The sequence below is a fragment of the Hyphomonas sp. ske169 genome, from assembly GCF_056850855.1.
Genome location: NZ_CP096146.1, coordinates 1,365,585 through 1,382,596, shown reverse-complemented (window position 1 = coordinate 1,382,596; position 17,012 = coordinate 1,365,585). Strand labels below are relative to the sequence as shown.

Sequence of the window (17,012 nt, the reverse complement as noted above, 5' to 3'; positions counted from 1 at the left end):
GTAAACAAAGACGGTTCAATCCCGCCGCGGCTTTCAACGCTTCTGTTTCGAATATCCGTTAATCTGCCCGATATGCGTTGAGTGGGTGATTGGCATATGCGAACGGTACAGAAACCTTCACTAAGATATGTGAATCTATCGTCCGGAAAGAAAGACATTAGGGCAGCGCGGGAAATCGCGCTCGTGTCTTTGGTGTCGCCGGTTCTGTTCATGGCGAGCTTGGTCATGGCGGTGGTCCTGTTCATGAACCACATCACTGAGAATGTGTTGTTCGATTTTTGGTTGTCGGCTCATATCCTGCTTTGTGGCGCGCTGTTTCTTTTAAGCTCGCGGGAGCGGTCCGAGGTTTTTGAAGGGCATGGGAATCTTGCCGCTCTAACACGGAGCTTTCCGTTCGTAGCGCTATGTGTCGCTTGGGGTGTCGTTCCCGGTGGAATCGCTCTCATCAATCCGCCTGAAGGGTATCTCGTATTTGGGGCGATCTTGTCCGGCACAACGCTCTCGGCGGCAGTTCTGCTTCAATACATGCCGCAACTTGGACGGATCATTCTCGCCGCGACAGTGGGCGGGTTTCTCGCCAATACACTGATGCAGCCTGAACTAGCCTCTTCGATCGTGTCGCTGGTGATCCTGACCTATTTTAGCGGCCTAGCAATCTGCACGCGCTGGTATTACTCGCGTTACGATAAACAGCTGACTCAAATTGAAACGGCGGCTGAGCGCACGCGTGAAATCAATAGTGTTTTGCGCGATGTTGGGTTTGCCACGAACACATTTTTTTGGTCGATCAATACTGAAGGCGAGTTAACCGATATCAGCAATGATGAGATGCTCGGCGAGCAATTGCGGGAGCTTTTGAACGGAAAAGATTGGTTGTCTTTGTTCACGCCATCGCCCGAGCGCGAACTGTTGCGAGCCAGAATTGCCCGTGGCTCCGAAATTGTGGCGCTTGAGTTGGAGCTTGACGACCGGATTGAGGTGGACACACGCTTCTGGAAAGTTTCGGCGCGTCCGATCTTTGAGGATGGACAATATGCAGGGTATCGCGGCTCTGCGACCGACATTTCCCAATTACGCTTGAGTGAAAACCGAGCGGCCTTCCTGAATGAATACGATCCACTGACGGGCTTGCTCAACCGCAACTCGTTCAAAGAGGCGCTAAAAGCGCATTTGACGAGTTCGATCCGGCATTCCGCTGAAGCCGCCCTAGTCTGGATTGATCTCGATAATTTCAAATGGACGAATGACACGTTCGGACAAACGGGCGGCGACGAAATCTTGAAATTGGTCGCCAAACGCCTGGAAATGTTGAGCGAACCAATGGACTTGCTCTGCCGATTTGGTTGCGATGATTTTGCCTTACTCGTCTCTCGTAGCAAGACTGGCAATCGTTTGACCAAGTTTGTCGAAGAGCTCACAGAGGCGATGCAGCAACCTTTCCATTACGCCAACACTGATGTGCAATGCGCCGCGAGCATTGGCGTGCGCACCATCGATTTTGAAGCAAATGATGTCGATGTCCTGATGCATGAGGCCGATCTCGCCTTATTGGCAGCGAAATCGAGTGGCGGCGGGTGCTGGAAAGCATATTCTGAAGCGTTCAAGACGCGGCTACAAGGTCAGCGAGAGCTAGCGCAAGATCTTGTCAGCGCGATTGATGAGAACAAGCTAGATCTGCAGTTCCAGCCAATCGTTGACGCTCAATCAGGCGCGATTGTTGGAGTTGAATCGCTGTCGCGCTGGTATCATCCAGTGCGCGGTACCGTGTCGCCATCAGAGTTTATTCCGATTGCAGAGAATAATGGCATCATCATCGCGCTTGGCGATCGTGTTGTCGAAAATGCGATTGATGCGGCGCTAGAAATGCCAGCCAATACGAAAGTGGGCATCAATGTTTCGCCCTTGCAGCTGCATTCGAGCCGACTGATTTCACTGATCACGCGAAAGCTAGATGAGACGCGGATTGATCCAAGCCGAATTGAGCTTGAGATCACTGAGAGCGTGTTTCTGTCGGACAATGCGTTCATTCTGGAGCGTTTGCGTAAGCTGAAGCGGCTTGGGCTTCGCGTGGCGATGGATGATTTCGGCACGGGCTTTTCTTCATTGGCTTATTTGCAGCGTTTTCCGTTCGATAAACTCAAGCTCGATCAGGCTTTTGTGCGCGGGCTAGAGACGAGCGAACAGAGCAGGGCAATTGCCCGCGCAACGATATCGATGGCGCATGCCCTCAACCTGACCGTCACCGCGGAAGGCGTAGAAAGCGAAGCCCAAGCCCGCTTCTTGCGCGAGCAAGGCTGCGATGAGTTGCAAGGTTATCACTTTAGCCGGCCGCAGGACCGCGCCGCGCTAATCCCGTATTTGCGCAGCATGGAGCTGGTTCAAAACGCGAAAACCGGAACCTCTGGCAATGTCGTGAAGATGTCGCGCTGAAGCATCAAAACGCCTAGCGCCGGGGCGCCTATGTAAACGCGCGCGCCCCTGATATCCCGTCAACAATGCCCTTGGATTCGCTGCGATTGCTCTTCGAATAAGCGCGATGGAATTTTGCAAAAAAGGGCTTCTCAGCGTCGGCGATCCTCAGATTAGTGAAAATTGGTCCGATCGAGGTTTTCACATCCATACGCTTGAGATCGCCGAGATCAAAGTCTCGCATTTCTTTGACCTGTAAGCTTTTCATATCTTTGGTTTGGAGAATAATCAGGCGCTTGTCGGTGAGGCCCACGCGATAATGTTTCATGAGCGCGTAAACCGCGATTACACCGGGCAGAATTGCAAGTAGCATCAATCCGGCAATCAAGAGGATGTTGGGCTGTTTGATGCCATAGGCCGTGTGTTGCAGGGTCTCACCCGGTTTCAGATAGGGCTGAAACGCGTTCCGGGTCATTTCGTCTGTGGGTTTACCGCCAAGCATGGTCCGATCTCCTTTGTTGCGCTACTTTTAAAGGCGCGAAACAGAAGGAAATGGGGTCATCCGCCCCAATCGTCATTGGATCCGACACAGAATGCGGATGACCTATCCGGGGTGGCGTTCGTAAGCGATATAGCGCTTTCAGGCGGCGGAGTAGCCCTGTTCCCAAACCGATTTTGGCTGCATCGCTTCCATCGGCTCATCCAAGAAACTGGTAATCTCGCCCACTGTTTCTTCGGCCTGAGTGACCAAGAACAAGTGACCACCATCTTCCACTACGTGCAGCCGTGAATTTGGCAATGCGAAGTTCAGGATGTGCGCATTCGCCATCGGAACGATTGCATCGCGATCCCCGGCCATCACCAAAGTCGGCATGCGCAGGAAGCGAATGAATGGCAGAGACGACCAGCCGAGGAAGGCGGTCAGCTGATAGACATAGCCCATCGGCGCCGGCGGTCGCAGGTTTTCAATATGCTGACCCGCACCTTCGTCGGCGGCTTCGCCATACAGTTTTTGGAAATTCTCGCGCATATAATCTGGGTCGGTGTACCGCCGCGCATCAGCCATTTTGGAAATTGCGCTAATCTTGCCCGGCACCATGGTCATGCCCGCAGTCGTCGCACAAAGGATCAGTTTGCCGACTGTGTTGCGATACTGGAAAGCGAATTGTTGCGCCATAGCGCCGCCCCAAGAGACGCCCATCACGTCGACATCTTCCATCCCGAACTGGTCACAGAGCTTGCGGGCGAGCCGCGCCATCATCCAAGGGCGATAGGGGAAGCGCGCGGGTGGGCTTTCGCCAACGCCTGGCATGTCGAATGTGATAATTTCGCGGTCACGGATCCAGTCGCCGAGCCCGAATGCGAGCTCCATATTCGCACCGATGCCATTGAAGAAAAGCAGAGGCCGCTTGGTCGACCGCCGCTCGGCTTTCCAATATCCAACGCGCACGGTGTGCGCCCCGATGGTTTCCATGCTTATTTCAGGCAGGCGAGCGGACGCTTTGCCGGCAGATTTCCTGGTGGCCATTCGGGCCTCCTTTTCCTGTCAGTGCCGCGTGAAGGTCTTGTCGCCTTTAGTCGAACACATATTTCCCCGGCGAGTCATAGAGCGGTGGGAATTGCTCTGATCCGCCTTCTTTTGGCGCTGGCTTCATGTCGCCACCGCGTTCGTGGAGCCACTCTGCCCAACGAGTCCACCAAGAGCCAGCAACTTCTTCAGCTCCCGCAGCCCATTCATCAGCTGTCGCTTCAATACTCGTATTACGAAAGTATTTTGCCTTTGGATTAACGGGAGGGTTGAGAAGGGATTGGATATGCCCGGAATTTGAGAGAATGAACTCTCTGTTCTTGGAGCCCAGCAGGTGGAGCGTGCGGTAAGCGGCTTTCCAAGGGGTGATATGGTCGGTGACGCCGGCGACGATAAACGCATCGACATCAACTTTGGTGAGATCGGCCATATGGCCTGCAACTTCGACCGTTCCCGGATTGGTGAATGGTTTTTGCAAACCAAAGTCGAGATAGTCAGAATGCAGCTGTGCAGGCAGGTTCGTCGTGTCATCGTTCCAGAACAGGACATTATATGGCGGCGGATCTTCGCCCATCAGATAATTGTTGACGACATAGTTCCAAACCAAGTCATTCGGGCGCATCCAGGCAAACATCCGGGCCAGGTCATCGCCTTTCAGGATGCCTTTTTGGCGTGAATAGCGGCGCGCAATTTCGAGGCTGCGCTCAGACGCCATTTGGCCAAGCTCACTATCGTTTTGGTCTGGGTCAAGGACGCAAACTTGGAAAGTAAGCGAGTTGATCCGATCATCACCGGCGGCCGCCAGCAGGCTTGCAAAGGTTGCTGTGGTGATCCCGCCAGAACAAGCGCCAGAAACGTTGATCTTGTCGGAGTCCGTGATTTGCTTGATCACCTCGGTACATTGGATCAAGCTGTCCACGTATTCAGACATGCCCCAGTCGCGATGCTCTTTGGTCGGGTTGCGCCAGGAGATGATGAAGGTTTGGAAGCCTTCTTTCAGCAGGAATTGCACAATAGACGTGATCGGATCCAAGTCACTGGCATAGAATTTATTGATTTGTGGCGGGATGTTGAGGAATGGAATTTCGCGCACTTCTTCAGTGGTCGGCGTGTATTGAATGAGTTCCATCATCTCATTCTTCCAGACCACTTTGCCCGGCGTGATGGCAACATTCTCGCCCACGACAAATGGCTTCTTGTCGACCCGGCTTGGCATGCCGCCATTCTTGGTCAGGTCTTCATAAGCGTTTTGAAGGCCTTTCACCAGCGACAAGCCGCCACTATCGATCGCCCGCTTCTTCGCCGCGGGATTGGTTGCAAAAGCGTTGGTTGGCGCGATCGCATCGGTGATCATGTTCATCACGAAGGAGGCCCGCGCATGTTCCATTTCACCAAGCTTCAGGTCACCGACCCAATCCTCGAGATGTTCTTGCATCGCGAGATAAGTTTGCATGCCGCGCTTATAGAAGGGATTATTGGCCCAAGCCGGATCTTTAAATCGTTTGTCTTTGCGATCCGGCGCGCGATCTGACTTGCCCATGGCAATGTCATAGCTTTCCTTGGCCATCTTGCCCGCGAACTTAGCATTGGCCATCGGCGAGGTGCTGGTCCGTCGCAACATCATGGCGACCGATCCCAAAAGTTCCTGGCGGTTAATTCCGCCCAATAAAGGGTTGAGCGCTGTGGTGGAATCCGCCGCGGCTTCACCAATATAGTCTGCGGTCTTGCTCATAAATGCCTCCGATTACCTCCCAGAACGAGGGATCCCTCGTCCGGCACAAGGCTTGCTCTTATGGTTAAGAGTCTAAATTAGAATAACCTTGGCCGATCAAATTCGTTTCATATTGACCTTTTACTGTCAAATGTACTGGCGAAACAGCCAATTCAGCCATGACGCGAACTGCAAAAGATGAAGACACGTGATCGTATTCTTGATGTGAGCTTGGACCTCTTCAATTCTGAAGGGGAGGCCAAACAGACGGCTGTTGATATCGCCAACGCGCTCGATATGTCGCCAGGCAATCTGTACTATCACTTTAAGGGCAAAGAGCCGATTATTGAGGCGTTGTTCGATCGCTTTGAAGAAGAGATGCAAATCATCCTTGGCGGCTCGCATGGCGCGGTGACCTCGATCGAAGACAATTGGGTCTTCATCTATATCGTGCTCGAAGAGATTTATGATTTCCGCTTCTTCTATCGCAATGTCGGCGACATGATGGAGCGTTATCCCGGGCTTGCCAGTCGGTTCCGCAAGATCTTGGCCATGAAGCGCCAGGCGATTGAGAATGTGATCGGCCAGCTTGAAAAACGTAATCTCGTCGACCTCGACCGGCGCTTGCGTGCGCCTTTGGTGCAGCAAATGTTGTCCACGCTCACCTTTTGGCTAAGTCATGATTTGATCGAAGGTAGCGAGCGCGATGGTCCGGCTCTGATCCATGACACGGTGCTGCAATTTATGCTGCTCGTGGTCCCGTATATGGGGGAGGGCGGCACAGAAGCACTCGATGGTATGCTTGAACGCTATCGCGAGCTTAGCGACGCTTAGCAACTATTCAGGTAGATCGCTGACCGGTTGGCCAGTCTCTTTGCGAGTGGCAAACCGATCTTCAAAAGCGACGATCAAACATGCAGCGATAATCACAACAGCCCCCAGCCAGGTTTGCCATCCTGGATATTCCTGAAAGAACACAGACCCAAACAAGCCGCTCCAGATCAGGGCGGAATATTCGAGTGGTGCCAGTCTCTGCGCAGGCGCCCGCGCATAAGCAAGCGTCATCAAATACCAGGTTGCAAAACCCAACACACCGAACATCAGAAACAGCGGAATGTCGCTCCAGTCTGGTGGGCCCAACAGGCCGAACGTGATGGGGAGCAATGCAATGGCGGGCACGACATTGGTAAACATCGCAATCGTCGTGGCATCTTCATGCGTGGCGCGCATGCGCAGCAGCACGAGACCAAAAGCATACAAAAACGCAGCCAGGAAACAGCTGATCGCGCCTAGCAGCCAAAGCTCACTCGCTTCCCCGCTTTGGGGGCGCCCCATCACGGCGAGGACTGCGCCTGTAAACCCAATCAGGGTGGCGACGAGCGCCAATCGTGTCACCCGCTCGCCGAGCAGCGCGCGCGCAACGAAAGGCACCATCAGTGCAGCAGTGAAGCCAATAATCGTTGCGACGGCCAGCGGCAGGTGGATCAGCGCAAAGAAGAATGTATAGGCGCAGGCGAGCTGCACCAAGCCGCGCATCGTATGAAATCGAATGGACGACCAGCTCGGTGTTGGGCGCTTTTGGATGCGGAATACCGAAAGAGCGATGATGCCGCCAAACAGAAACCGCCACGCCAATAAATGGTGCAGGCCCGCATTCGGGGCAATGGCTTTGACCATTGCATCAATGCTTGACCCCATCGCGATGGCAAAGACCGCAATCAATATCGGCGCGAGAGAAGACCAAGATGACATCGCCGCGCTGTAGAATGTCTCGCGCGGAATGACCAGCATCGATTGTGGATATTGAAGGCGGCTATGCGGGTTTGTTTTTGGATGCGAGGTATTTTGAGACGGTCGCGTCTGCGGCGCTGCATGTCATTTCAAACGGACCGGACCATTCATGCGGCCAACCGAAATACCATTTTCCGACGACTCGCCGTCCATCGTCCGAAAGTTCGCCCTCAAAATAGACGGGCTCATGCTCGAAAGCGGTATAGGTTTTCAGGAAGGCAATTTCTTCATCCGCGACATGCCCACTCAAGGTCGCGTCGAGCTCTTCATTGTCGATCAAAGCCCATACATTCGGTTCAAGCGATGTACCGGTCAGTTTGCCATCAATGACGCGTATCCAGATCGAGAAAGGCACGCCTTCTCGGTTCCGGTCTTTCAGCCAATATCGGCCTGTCCAGACAGCGTGATCCTGATTATGGCTACTTACTATCCCCATGCCGCACATATGCCAGCAAAAAACGATTTTGGACAAGTCAAAAAACCGCTATTTCTAGCAGTTCAAGTGCATAAACATGTTGCTTCTGGAGTAAAACCAGCATCGCCCGCGAAATAAAATTTATGTGACCATAGTTCGCTTTTGGGTTTGATGTTCTGGCGTGTCCATCAATCGCGGGACGGGCTGTTTACAACCGGACCTTAGGTGATGGATCGACAAACCGGTTTCGATTCCTATTCTATCTTAAAGACGAAACACTGCGATCGCAGATGAGGAGCTCAAGATGCAATTGGTCAGCGACGATATTTTAACCGATGGCGGCCAAGTCGACCCGGCAAATGAAGCGGTCTATCCGTCGCTGGAATCAGATTTCGTATTGTGGAACCCGAATTCGTGGGTGCGGGGACATCCCTATGAATTGTATCGGCAGATGCGAGAAGAGGCGCCGGTCATGTGGTCTCAAATGGGGCGCGGCGGCGACAGATTTTGGTCGGTTTCTCGTTATGATGACATCAAAACCGTTGAGCTTAATCCCGACGTCTTTTCCTCACAGCGCGGCGGTATCAATCTCGCCGTCCCGCCACGTGACCATTGGAAGCCTGAAATCCTTGTCCGCGCGGCGATGGACAATCTGATCAGCATGGATGAGCCGCAACATATGCAGATGCGGATTCAGCAAAAGGATTTCTTCATCCCAGCCTATGTGAAAGTGTTACGTGAGCGGGTCAGTCAAAAAGTTGAAGACCTGCTCGACGATTTAGAAGCCAACGGGCCGGAAGTCGAATTCGTCAAACTGTTCTCAAATCAGTTGCCGCTCTTCACGCTCTGCGAAATGCTCGGCGTCGATGAAGAAGATCGCCAGAAAATCGTTTACTGGATGCATTATCTGGAAATGGCGTCGCAATTCATGGCGAATCCCTGGCGGACCTTCCTCGGCGAACCTCTATTCCCGTTCCGGTTCAAAAAAGTCGTTGAAGAAATGTTCGCCTATGGCGCTCGCGTAATGGCCGATCGGCGGAAAAATCCGCGCGAAGATCTCCTCACCGTCATCGCCCATTCCAAGCTGAATGATGAACTCTTGCCACAAGAATATCTCGACGGATCGTGGCTGTTGATCATTTTTGCTGGCAATGACACAACCCGCAACTCGCTGTCGGGCACGATCAAACTGATGACCGAATGGCCTGAACAGCGGGCGATGGTCTTAAACGATATGTCGCTCATCCCGCGCATGTCGGAAGAGGCGTTGCGGATGGTCTCTCCCGTCAAACACATGCGCCGCACAGCGCTGGATGAGTTCGAGCTCAACGGTCAACGCATCGCCAAAGACGAAAAAGTGGTGATGTGGTATGGCGCGGGCAATCGTGATCCGGACGTGTTTGAAAATCCGGATGTCTTCGACCTGACGCGTGATAATGTCGACAAACATATCGCGTTCGGTCATGGCGTGCATAAATGCCTCGGCTCAAGGGTCGCGCAAATGCAATTGCGCGTGGCCTATGAACAGATCTTTGATCGCTTCCCGAACATCGAGTTCACCGGCGACATCAAGTATGGTCCGAACGCTTTGGTTCATGCCATCTCGAAACTCAAAGTCGCGCTTTACGGCAAAGGCAATTCGCGCCCAACCGTTAGCCAAGTCAAAACTTTAGAGACGACTTAAACGTCGACTTCAGCTTCCAGCGCATTGTCTTGAATGAACTGGCGGCGAGGTTCGACCACGTCGCCCATCAGGCGCGAGAACATATCGCCCGCTTCCAGCGCATCATCGACTTCCACTTGCAGGAGCGTTCTTGCATTGGCGTCCAGCGTGGTTTCCCAGAGCTGATCGGCATTCATTTCGCCGAGGCCTTTATAGCGCTGAATTTTCAGTCCCTTCCGTCCCGATGTCAGCACCGCTTCAAGCAAGCTCACCGGCCCGGTCACAGCCACCTCGCCCGCTTTCTCATTTCTGAGAATAGACGGTTCAACATAGATAGGGCGAATATTCTGCGCGATGCCGTTCAAGCGGGCCGCATCGGCGCTGCTGAGCAATTGCGCGTCGAGCACGGCCTTTTCTTCAACGCTGCGCACTTCCCGTGACAGGATCAAATTGCCATCTTCAAACCGGCCGTCCCATGTGTCTTCGCCTTCTTCTGCGATGATGTTGAGGCGGGCCGCCGCCGCTTTGGCTTCTTCGTCAGACGCGCCAGGTGCTAACGCACCCGCCATCGCCGCCTGTTCAACAATATCGCCAGGTGCGCGCAATGATAGACGCCACAGAGCTTGTTTGAATTGGGAGGCTGCACGAACACGTTCCCGTAAGTCTTCAGACGCGATTTGTGTGCCATCGGCGAGGATCAGGACTTCGCCCTCTGTCCCGGCTTCGATGAGATAAGCGTTCAGTTCATCATCGTCTTTGAGATAGCGCTCAGACTTGCCGCGTGAAACCTTATAGAGCGGGGGCTGCGCGATATAGAGATAGCCGTTCTCGATCACTTCCGGCATTTGCCGATAGAAGAAGGTCAGCAACAGCGTCCGGATGTGGGCGCCATCAACGTCCGCATCCGTCATGATGACGATCTTATGATAGCGCAGTTTTTCAATATTGAACTCGTCTCGGCCAATCCCTGCGCCAAGTGCCATAATCAGCGTGCCGACTTGATCAGAAGACAGCATCTTGTCGAAACGCGCGCGCTCAACGTTTAGGATTTTACCCCGCAGCGGCAGGATAGCTTGGTTTGACCGATCGCGGCCCTGCTTGGCTGAACCGCCCGCGGAATCACCCTCCACGATGAAGATTTCAGACTTGGCAGGATCTTTTTCCTGACAATCGGCGAGCTTTCCCGGCAGGGAGGTGATATCGAGCGCCGTCTTGCGCCGGGTCAGCTCTCGCGCCTTACGGGCCGCTTCGCGAGCCGCTGCCGCTTCGACAATTTTCATCATCACTTGCTGGGCTTCTTTGGGATGCTCTTCAAACCATTCGGAGAGTTTTTCGCCAATCAGGCTTTCGACCACAGGGCGGACTTCTGAAGACACCAGCTTGTCTTTGGTTTGCGAACTAAATTTCGGGTCGGGAACCTTTACCGACAGCACGCAGGTCAAACCCTCGCGCGCATCATCGCCCGTAATGTCGACTTTTTCTTTTTTCGCCGCGCCGGTTTCAGTTGCGTACTTGTTGATAATCCGGGTCAGTGCGCCGCGGAAACCAGCCAAGTGGGTGCCGCCATCGCGTTGCGGGATATTATTGGTGAAGCAGAGCACATTCTCATGATAGGCGTCTGTCCATTCAAGCGCCGCTTCAACCGTGATGCCGTCTTTTTCGCCGGTGACGAAAATCGTTTCAGGGATCAAGGCGTTTTTGGTTTCGTTCAAATGCTGAACAAAGGCCGCAACCCCGCCCGCATATTCGAGCACAGTTTCGTACTGATCAGCTTCGCGCAGGTCTTTGAAGACAATCCGAACGCCTGAGTTCAAAAAAGCGAGCTCGCGCAGGCGGTGCTCTAACGTCTTGCGATTATAGACGGTCATCGTGAACGTCTCTGGGCTGGCCAGGAAGCGCACTGCGGTGCCGGTATAAGGCGAACCATCTTCTTTGGTTGGGCTGCTACCCACAACCTGCAAGGGCGCTTCTGTGCGCCCGCCATCGACGAAGCGAACTTTATGCTCGGAGCCATCACGGTGAATGGTCAGATCGAGCCAAACCGAAAGCGCGTTCACAACCGAGACGCCAACCCCGTGCAGGCCGCCAGAAACTTTGTAGGAATTGCTGTCAAACTTACCGCCCGCGTGCAATTCGGTCATGATCACTTCAGCCGCGGAGCGGCCTTCGGTGGCATGTTGGCCAACCGGAATGCCGCGGCCATTATCGGTGATCTCAGCCGAGCCGTCAGGGTGGAGCGTAACGGTGACCTCATCGGCGTGCCCGGCCAAGGCTTCGTCGATCGCATTGTCGACCACCTCGTAAATCATGTGGTGCAGACCCGAGCCATCATCGGTGTCACCAATATACATGCCCGGGCGTTTTCGGACGGCTTCAAGGCCCTTCAAGACCTTGATCGAGTCGGCGCCATATTCTTGATTATTATCGGCCGCATCTGTCATAGGAATGACCCTCGCAAGTGATTCGTCGAATTCCCTGAATTTATAAGGGATTTACACCCAAAAGGGAAATCCGAAGCTGGTATTTTTCGGGGATATAAACGCAATAATAACAATGCCTTATGGGCTTTGTTCTGGTCTTTGCCATTTGGCCTGGCCTTGCCCCTGCGAAAAGCCCCTAAAAAAGGTCAAAATTTGGGTGTTCAGGAGATCAAAATGAAGTGGCTCATCCGGGGTATCGGCCTCATTTTATTCGTCTTAATCTCGATCTATCTCATCGCAGATTTGCGGCTGAAGCCCCTGAATGATGAGGCGCGCGCAAAGGCGCCTGGAGAGTTCATTACGCTCACGGATGGCCAAATTCACTATCGATTGGAGGGGCCAGAATCTGGGCCACTAATTGTTCTGGTGCACGGCTTTTCGACACCAAACTTCATCTATCAGCAAAATGTCGAAGCGTTGAATGCGGCGGGATTCCGGACGCTACGCTTTGACCATTTTGGGCGTGGTTGGTCGGACCGTCCTTCCACTCGCTATGACGTTGATTTTTACGACCGTGCGCTGACCGAGCTGCTCGATGGTTTGGATATTGATCAGCCCTTTGGTCTCGCAGGCTTATCTATGGGCGGCCCGATCGTCGCAGAATTTACGGCGCGGCATCCTGAGCGCGTCGAGCGTTTGGTCCTTTTAGTCCCTGCGGGGCTCGACACGGCGGGCGCGGATGGAGCGACAGCTGTTTTGTTGCGAACGCCGCTGGTCGGCGACTGGATCTGGCGGATGATCGGGAAAGGCATTCTGCTTGGTGATCCTCAATATGATGAGCAAGCGCGGGCGCCGGAGAACCTCTTAAAAGGCGATGTCGCCGAACAGTTCGAGTATCGCGGCTATCTGCAAGCCTTGCTCTCCACTTTGCGCCATATGCCGATGACAGGACGCCAGGAGACGTTTGAACGGCTGGCAGCCACCGGGGTGCCGACGCTGGCGATTTACGGCGATGCCGATCCAACGGTGTTGGTCTCAAGCGCCGCGCAATTAGAGGCATTGATGCCAGAGGCGGATGTTCGGATCGTTGCGGGCGGCGAGCATGGATTGAACTATCAGATGCACAGCCTGATCAATCCTTGGCTGGTCGAATGGTTCGGGGCAGAGGCTCAATAACGTCCGGCGATTTCGACCAAAGCGGCATCCATTTCAGGGATGGCGGACCGGGCGGTTGTCGGCCGATCATTCGCGATAATTGAGAAGAGAAGCTTGCGGCCACTCTGAGCGATCATCATGCCCGACAGTGCATTCGCGCCATTCAGCGTTCCGGTTTTCGCAAAGATTCTCCCCTCAAGCGGCGTGCCGACAAAGCGGCGCTTCAGCGAGCCATCGACGCCGCTAATCGGTTGATCCTCGATCCAGTCATCGAACCAGGGCTGGGTGGCAGCGAAGGCGAGCAATTGCACCATGCTGCGCGGACTGATCCGATTATAGATCGACATGCCCGAGCCGCCCTGCAGCGCATATCCCGTCTCTGGTAGCCCAGCCTCTTCGAGAAATGCGTTTAAAACGGCCACGCCATAGTCGCGCGATCCCGTTCCCTCAAGCAGGCCCAGCCGGCGCACCGCCAGATCCGCATGAAGATTCTCGCTGTCCTTTGATATTCGTTTGAGGCTTTCTGTGAGCGGCGCGGGCGGAAGGATTGCAGCTGCTGAACGCGCAGCGGAGTGTATCGCCAAATCCGCTGGTGCGATCTCGTCGTCTGGGCCAGGCGCCTCATCGATCAGCGCGAGGGGCCGGTGCCGGGTCTCGATCGCGCCGACGGATATTCCTCTGGCGGTAAGCAAGTTCTTGAACCGCCAGGCGGTGTATTCCGCAGGATTATCAATCGCCAGCCGATACGTGCGCGCCGCGGCGCCTGCGGGTATTTCGCCATAGACCCGCACGGTATCGGCTCCGGGTAAGCGCTCGATCCGCATCGCCCAGGGACTGCCTACGGGCGCGGTCTGAAGCTGATTGTTGAGCGCAAAATAGTCATTGCCGTCTTGCCAAGTAACGCTGGCGAGCGTTCCCGGTGTGTCGCTTGGCGCGATGTCTATCCAAACCAAATTATCGTTCACGCTAAGCGCAGAAATCGCTGTGCCATAATAGAAGGTCAGGTCTTCTTGGCTCCAGCCCGGTCCCCAACGCTCGAATGGAAACAGCGTATCATCACCGACCACCGCGCTGATCTCTTCAAGTCCCCAGCCTGCGACCTGGTCTGCGAGGGCGGATAGGCAAGTGGTTTCGCAATCAGGGGCGTCCTTCAGCATGGCATCCCCGCCACCTTTGAGGATCAGGCGAGGGGCGGCATCTCCGTGGTCTTGTTCAACAAAAACTTGCGTGCCGGGATTATTGGCAGGTGCCTGAAGCGCCTCGAGATGATGATAGGCGGCCATGGTCGTGATGATTTTCGTGTTCGAGGCGGGCGTGAACCGATCATCGGCTTTGATGGCGAGCAATTCCTCTCCGCTGAGATCAGCGAGGACCAATCCCCAACGAATGCCGGTATGATCTGGATTATAGAGCGCGGCCTCAACATCGCTTTGCAGCGTACTCGCGCACCCTGTGACGGCGATGAGCGAAAGCCCGAGGATGCTGAGAACACATTTATGCATGAGAGGCCTCAATCGATGCTGGCGGCAAGTTAGGCGGGGCCGGGGCCTCTGTCAGCAAGCAAATCGACCTGGATTAGACCGCATCTGCCTCTGCTTGGATTTCGACGCGTTGCGCGCGGTCCCCAAACGCCTCGAACAGGAATTCTTCGGTGCCTGTGAGCCATGCCTGTCCACCCAGCTCGATCAGCTCATCGAACAAGGCGGCGCGGCGGTCGCGGTCCAAATGTGCGGCGGCTTCGTCAAGCAAGATGAGCGGGCTCGGGCCGTCGCCATCTTCGGACAGCGCGCGGGCGCTAGCGAGGATTAAGCCGATCAGGAGCGCTTTCTGTTGACCGGTCGATGCCTCGCTTGCGGGTGCGCCGGTGGGGCGGTGGATCACCGTGAGGTCGGTTCGATGAGGACCAGACAGTGTGCGACCGGCGGCTTGATCACGATAACGGCCTTTGACGAGGGATTCGGCGATTAAGTCTTGAATATCGAACAGGCTAGCGCCTTCGCTCGCCAATCGTTCAGCCTCGCCCTCCAGCGCGAGATCGCCTTTCGGGAAATAGCCTTCAGGCCGGGCATTGATACCGTCTTGCAGGGCCGTCAGCACGCGCGCGCGATGGCTGGCTATCAGGGCGCCCGCTTCGGCCATACGGCCCTCAATTGCGTCGGCCCAGGCCGGGTCCACGCGCCCGCGCTCAAGCAAGGCATTGCGTTCGCGCATGGCTTTTTCATAGCGGCTGGAGACGCTGCCATGGCCAGGAATATGGGCCATGACTTGCCGATCAAAGAAGCGCCGCCGTTCGCTCGCCCCGCCGCGGAACACGCTGTCCATGGCGGGCGTGAGCCAGACTATGCGGATCAGATCGGCGAGATCCGTCGCTGTGGCTGGAGCGCCATCAAGCCGAATGGTTCGCTTGTTCCCCGTCGCGCCGCGCTCTAGGCCGACGCCAATTTTGCGCTCATCATCAAGCGTTGCAGAAATGGTCCAGCCATTCTCACCCGTGTGGCGCGTCATGTCGGGAAGGGCGGCTGCGCGCAGTCCTCGGCCAGGCCCGAGCTGGCTGATCGCCTCTAGCACATTAGTCTTGCCTGCACCGTTCGAGCCCCAGAGGCAAACGGGGCGCGCATCCAGTTTAAGATCGAGTGCGGCGTGACTACGAAAGTCAGTCAGACGAAGGCGAGTTAGAGCGGTCACTAGACCCTTAGCGGCATCAACACATATTGTGCGCTCTCATCACCGGGATCGAGAACCAGGGCCGGTGAGGCGGGATCATTGAACAGGAAGCGGGCATCTTCGGCTTCGATTTGGGCCGTTACGTCGAGCAGGTATTTCGCGTTAAAGCCAATATCCATTTCGTCTTCTTGATAGTCGCACTCGATTTCTTCGTGCCCTTGGCCGGTTTCGGCGCTGTTCACGGCGAGTGTCAAACGGCCCTCAGCAAGCGACAGCTTGATTGAACGTGATCGCTCGGCAGACACGGTAGCGACGCGGTCCACGGCGGCTTCAAATAATTTATTGTCGATGATCAGCGCCTTGGCATTCCCTTTTGGGATTACGCGCGCATAGTCTGGAAACGAGCCATCGATCAGTTTGGAGGTCAGCTGCGCGCGGCCGGATTTGAAGACGATTTTGGTGTCTGATACAGAGACCGAAACGTCGCCATCTTCGCTATCGATCAGGCGGCGCACTTCGCCCACTGCTTTGCGCGGTACGATCACGCCTTCCAGCGCTTCTGCCCCTTTTGGGGCGTCCGTTTCTGACAAGGCCAGGCGGTGGCCATCAGTGGCAACGGTGCGCAATTTCTTACCTGCATCCGTGTCGGCAGTATGCAGATAGACGCCGTTCAAATAATAGCGCGTCTCTTCGGTCGAGATAGCGAACCGGGTTTTATCAATTAGGCGGCGGAGGTTTGCGGCTTCGAGGTCGAACTCGGTGGCGTCCTCATCCGGCGTCATGGTTTGAAAGTCGCCAGCGGGTAGGGTCGGGAGAGAGAATTTTGACCGGCCTGACCGAATGGCGAGCTGGCGGTTCTCCGGATTTAGTTCCAGCTCAACATCAGCGCCGGTGGGCAGCTTGCGGATGACATCAAACAGCGTTCCGGCTGGCGCGGTCACCGCGCCTTCATCATCGATCTTTGCGTCTGCGTGATCGACGGCCTCAATATCAAGATCGGTTGCGGTGAACTTCACTTCGCCACCCTTTGCGTCAATCAAGATATTGGACAGGATCGGGATCGTGTTCCGGCGTTCCACGACGTTTTGGACATGTCCAAGCGCATTCAAAAGCGCGCCGCGTTCGATCGTCAGTTTCATCTCATCATCCCTTTGCCGGTAATCCGGTCTTGCCCACGTGTTTTCTTGTCCCGCATCAACGAATCAGCCCGCTCCTTTTCGGGAGCGGGCCGCTAAAGTCACGAATTTCCAGCCAAA

The 17,012-nt window shown here is 55.0% G+C and carries 13 protein-coding genes; 4 read left to right on the top strand and 9 right to left on the bottom strand.

From position 1 onward, the window contains the following. Positions 1 to 183: 183 nt before the first annotated feature. Entirely contained in the window at positions 184 to 2,430 is a 2,247-nt protein-coding gene (locus MY069_RS06560) for a putative bifunctional diguanylate cyclase/phosphodiesterase (RefSeq protein ID WP_482796270.1), read from the top strand. 28 nt (positions 2,431 to 2,458) lie between these two features. On the opposite strand, the gene MY069_RS06555 is transcribed toward MY069_RS06560, so the two are convergent. The 3 genes from MY069_RS06555 to MY069_RS06545 all read right to left on the bottom strand — a co-directional run bounded on the left by MY069_RS06555 (position 2,459) and on the right by MY069_RS06545 (position 5,669). After that, positions 2,459 to 2,911, bottom strand: a complete 453-nt coding sequence (locus tag MY069_RS06555) for a hypothetical protein (RefSeq protein ID WP_482796269.1) — start codon at positions 2,909 to 2,911, stop codon at positions 2,459 to 2,461. A 138-nt stretch (positions 2,912 to 3,049) separates the two neighbouring features. Further along, entirely contained in the window at positions 3,050 to 3,937 is an 888-nt protein-coding gene (locus MY069_RS06550; protein ID WP_482796268.1) for an alpha/beta fold hydrolase, read from the bottom strand. A gap of 46 nt (positions 3,938 to 3,983) precedes the next feature. After that, positions 3,984 to 5,669 (bottom strand): alpha/beta fold hydrolase, encoded by a 1,686-nt coding sequence (locus MY069_RS06545; protein WP_482796267.1) that lies wholly within the window; start codon positions 5,667 to 5,669, stop codon positions 3,984 to 3,986. Between the two features lie 177 nt (positions 5,670 to 5,846). On the opposite strand from MY069_RS06545, the gene MY069_RS06540 reads away from it, so the two are divergent. Next, positions 5,847 to 6,482 (top strand): TetR/AcrR family transcriptional regulator, encoded by a 636-nt coding sequence (locus tag MY069_RS06540; protein ID WP_482796266.1) that lies wholly within the window; start codon positions 5,847 to 5,849, stop codon positions 6,480 to 6,482. A 3-nt stretch (positions 6,483 to 6,485) separates the two neighbouring features. On the opposite strand, the gene MY069_RS06535 is transcribed toward MY069_RS06540, so the two are convergent. Next, positions 6,486 to 7,439 carry a DMT family transporter gene (locus MY069_RS06535; RefSeq protein ID WP_482796265.1) on the bottom strand — a complete coding sequence of 318 codons (954 nt, stop codon included), beginning with the start codon at positions 7,437 to 7,439 and terminating at the stop codon, positions 6,486 to 6,488. Positions 7,440 to 7,461: 22 nt separating this feature from the next. Next, positions 7,462 to 7,875, bottom strand: coding sequence for a hypothetical protein (locus MY069_RS06530; RefSeq protein WP_482796264.1), 414 nt, complete (start codon positions 7,873 to 7,875; stop codon positions 7,462 to 7,464). A gap of 283 nt (positions 7,876 to 8,158) precedes the next feature. Between MY069_RS06530 and MY069_RS06525 the strand changes: the two genes are divergently transcribed. Beyond that, positions 8,159 to 9,538, top strand: a complete 1,380-nt coding sequence (locus MY069_RS06525; protein ID WP_482796263.1) for a cytochrome P450 — start codon at positions 8,159 to 8,161, stop codon at positions 9,536 to 9,538. On the opposite strand, the gene gyrB is transcribed toward MY069_RS06525, so the two are convergent. Beyond that, on the bottom strand, positions 9,535 to 11,958 hold the full coding sequence (gyrB, locus tag MY069_RS06520; RefSeq protein WP_482796262.1) for a DNA topoisomerase (ATP-hydrolyzing) subunit B: 2,424 nt from the start codon (positions 11,956 to 11,958) through the stop codon (positions 9,535 to 9,537). The genes MY069_RS06525 and gyrB overlap by 4 nt on opposite strands. Positions 11,959 to 12,171: 213 nt before the next feature. On the opposite strand from gyrB, the gene MY069_RS06515 reads away from it, so the two are divergent. Further along, positions 12,172 to 13,113: an alpha/beta fold hydrolase gene (locus tag MY069_RS06515; protein WP_482796261.1), complete on the top strand. Its 942-nt coding sequence runs from the start codon at positions 12,172 to 12,174 to the stop codon at positions 13,111 to 13,113. On the opposite strand, the gene dacB is transcribed toward MY069_RS06515, so the two are convergent. The 3 genes from dacB to dnaN form a co-directional block, all read right to left on the bottom strand. Then, positions 13,107 to 14,594, bottom strand: a complete 1,488-nt coding sequence (gene dacB / locus MY069_RS06510) for a D-alanyl-D-alanine carboxypeptidase/D-alanyl-D-alanine endopeptidase (protein ID WP_482796260.1) — start codon at positions 14,592 to 14,594, stop codon at positions 13,107 to 13,109. The genes MY069_RS06515 and dacB overlap by 7 nt on opposite strands. A 73-nt stretch (positions 14,595 to 14,667) precedes the next feature. Beyond that, positions 14,668 to 15,777 (bottom strand): DNA replication/repair protein RecF, encoded by a 1,110-nt coding sequence (gene recF, locus MY069_RS06505; RefSeq protein WP_482796259.1) that lies wholly within the window; start codon positions 15,775 to 15,777, stop codon positions 14,668 to 14,670. Beyond that, positions 15,777 to 16,895 carry a DNA polymerase III subunit beta gene (gene dnaN, locus MY069_RS06500; RefSeq protein WP_482796258.1) on the bottom strand — a complete coding sequence of 373 codons (1,119 nt, stop codon included), beginning with the start codon at positions 16,893 to 16,895 and terminating at the stop codon, positions 15,777 to 15,779. Before dnaN ends, recF begins: the two co-directional genes overlap by 1 nt. Positions 16,896 to 17,012 lie beyond the last annotated feature (117 nt).